The 3,325-nt window shown below is 46.9% G+C and carries 1 protein-coding gene; it reads left to right on the plus strand.

The features are described from left to right. Positions 1-298 precede the first annotated feature (298 nt). Complete coding sequence (locus tag KDK14_RS07785; protein WP_257264519.1) at positions 299-2,557, plus strand: WD40 repeat domain-containing protein; 2,259 nt, start codon at positions 299-301, stop codon at positions 2,555-2,557. Positions 2,558-3,325: the final 768 nt, after the last annotated feature.

A 3,325-nucleotide genomic window follows, 5' to 3' on the forward strand; every position in this document is an offset into this window, starting at 1 on the left:
GGCACGACCGGCTTCCGAAGGTTTCAACGTCTTCTGAAGTTACGGATTCAGGAAAAAGCCAAGTAGCCACTCAGTGCTTTCTGCGACAATCATTTGCTCTGAACTTTTTATAAATATCGATGTCTTAAATAAGAATAAACAAGATCTTTTTCTATAAATGAAACTGAAAATGGATTTTTGTGTTGCTTACGAGCAAACAACCCAAGGCCCTGCGTTTACTCAGGACACTGTATTGGGGCCAGGTATAAATGAGACCAACGCTGAAACTCCCGCTAATTCATTCAGAAAGAAATAAACCATGAATTTTTGTTTTGATCGCAAACAAATTGCAGCAACATCAGTGACCGACAACAGTATCGTTGAACAAAATACCGATCCTGCTGACTCTTCCGGTCATTCATCGTATTTTTACGGCATGCCTTTAAGAAAATCCGGGGACATTGCTACTCACCTCAGCTGCGCTGAAATTTTGGCGTTACAAAAAGAGTATGGACAGCTCCGCTTGGCGGCGGTTACCTCCCGCGACATTAAAAAAAATTGGCCATATCAACACATCTATGTCAGTTCTGCTGCAGTAATCAAGCAGAACTCATGCCCTGTTCCTGGCGGGTTTGATACCGCGAGCATAGCCAGTATATCTGATGCTATTTCAATTTTTTACAGCAAAGAAACCTGTTATGGCAACACACCCAACCGCCTGAAAAAGCCTGCCACGGACAACCCCGCCGACAAACCTCCCCCCTGGAAAATGGCAAACACAATGTCGTCGTTCACAGCGCCCAGAAACAGCAACGGTATACTTCCGGATGTTCAGGGCGATCAATTCATCCCCTCTGAGATGGCGTTTTCCGGGGACATCAATGAGATGATCGGGTGTGACACCTATCAACTTCAGCGTAAAGCGGTGGTTCACATTGGTGGGGCAATCAGAGAGGCCAAGTTTAGTCCCCTGGAACGCCACGCCCTGATCTGCAGTTTAAATGAAGCCCATTGTTGGAGTTGCGATGACAGCGGGTACTGGCGGGAGGATGGCGTACTAAGGTGCAGCTATATTAATGAAGCCACCTTCAGCCCTTCCGGGCGCTATGGGTTGGTTGCGGGAGAAGGAATCTGCAAAGTCTGGTGCCTCGCGGCAGGGGCCGGTTGGATAGAACAGGCAGAGATAGTCTTTAACGGCTCTTTAAAGGACATTCGCTTTTCACCCACAGAGCGGGCACTGGCGATCATCAGTCGCCCCCATCAAGGCCAGACAGATACCTTCGCACTTTACCACTGTAACGATGATGACAGCTGGGAACGCATATGTCTGAACGACATGGATCAGGATGTCACTTGCCGATTCAGCCCCTGCAGCAATCATATCCTGGTCACTTCAAAAAAAGGTGCAACACTTCTGAACATTTGTGATGACGGCAATATCGAAAGTCAATATTCATTTAACAGCCACGGCAAAAGGGTTGAGGCTGCCTTCAGCAAGGCTGGACATCATGGGGTTATGTTCACCAAAAGTGTTAGCGGTCTTGAACATAACCAACTGACAATCATTGGTTATGTTGGTGGCAAATGGCAACAGATGGGTTTCTTTAATCACTACGGGATAATTTGGGGGGCCAAATTCACCGAGTCAGCACGGCATCTTGCCATCGAAACCAATGATGGAATAATCAGAATCTGGAGTGTGAACGACAAAGGTCATTATGATCAAACGAAGGCATTTTCCGAGAACGGCGTGGAATCGGAAAGTTTACGTTGGCAAATTAGTGCATCAGAAGACGTACTTTTCACGCTTGATACCAAGAATGGCCTGGTGCAAATCCTGAATTATGACAGTAAGGAGAAGGAGAAATGGAGAAGCGTATTTTACGCTCAATACGATCGTCATGCGCAAGCCTGCTTCAGCGCTATCCCGGAAGCCAACTGTATAATGATTCACACCAGACACACCGTTTATGTCCGGCATGATATCAATAAAGCCACCCATCAGATTAAACAAATCCATTCAAAAGAGACTATTGAAGGTGCTGACATCAGCCCGTCAGGGCGCCATGTTCTGACCCGACATGAGCAAAAAAATGGGCTTATAGGCAGGATCTGGGGATTTGACGGTGAGGGTAATGCCGTTGTCAAGGCAGACATCTACCCTCCGGCCTGTGCCAGGGGCTCTTACTTCAGTATCGAAAAAGTCGTATTCAGCGCCTCGGAGCAGAGGCTCAGGCTGCACTGCCGTGGTTTTGGTGCCAAATTCGCGACCATCCTGTGGGGTTGTGATGATAACGGTTTATGGACCGAGCGAGGAGTTGTCGACAATGTCGGCGAAAAGCCCGTCCACAGCCACGCCATGCTCCAGATAATGGCTTATGATGAGGACAAAAAAAATGAATTTAAAATCTACGGCTACGACAGAAACGGCCAATGGTGCAAAAAGGCAGATGGGAGCCATGGTACAGGCAAAGTCGAGACAGGCTGTTTCAGCCGCTCCGGCAGGCTATTATTGACGTGCGATGACGATGGTACTGCCAGCATCTGGAACATCAGCGTCCCCGAGATAGAAGTATAAGTTAAGGTCCCATCATTTCATTCAGACTGGGAAAATACCGCCACCCGCTGCCCGCAAAAGCACAAGTGGTCCCAGCTTTCGGGAAGTGGGCGACGGGTAGCGTCTGTAGAAATGTCGGAGTTATTTCAGGACAGCTCCTAACGTGAGTTCGAAGCAAAAAAGACAAGGGCGCCCCAGTGATTTAACTATCTTTCGGTTGCAACCCATTGATAGCTAACCGGAGGCTCCCATGTCTATGACCAGTGTATTCTGTGATGTTGATGATTTCTCTCTGGTTTTCGATTGAAGAAATTTTTGAAAGCCTTGTCCAGATTAAGTAGTTGGCCAAATGGAATCGTATATTTCTGACTAAGTGGACAGTTACTATGCAACGCAGCAGAGTGCTGGCCACTTAGTCAGAAAATATGATTTCATTTGGTTAACTACTTAATAACGGACTGCTGCAAAGCCATAGAATCAGCATCTTTCAGCCATGAATACTTGCGGCTCTATTTTGGCAACTGCCAGCATTGATAAAATGCTCAAAGATAAATGCTTGAGTTTCCGCTTGCCTCTCCCGCCGGGAAGTCGGGAGGCTCACACTTAAAATGCTGAACTTTTTATAAATATCGATGTCTTATATAAAAAAAGCGAGATCTTTTTCTATAAATGAAACTGAAAAATGGTTTTTGTGTTGGTTACGAGCAAACCACCAAAAGACCTTCGTTTACTCAGGACACTGTCATTGGGGCCAGGAGCCTGTCCGAGAATAGCGCCCGTAGCGAGGAT

This window comes from Endozoicomonas sp. ONNA2 (assembly GCF_024606365.1).
Taxonomy (GTDB): Bacteria; Pseudomonadota; Gammaproteobacteria; order Pseudomonadales; family Endozoicomonadaceae; genus Endozoicomonas.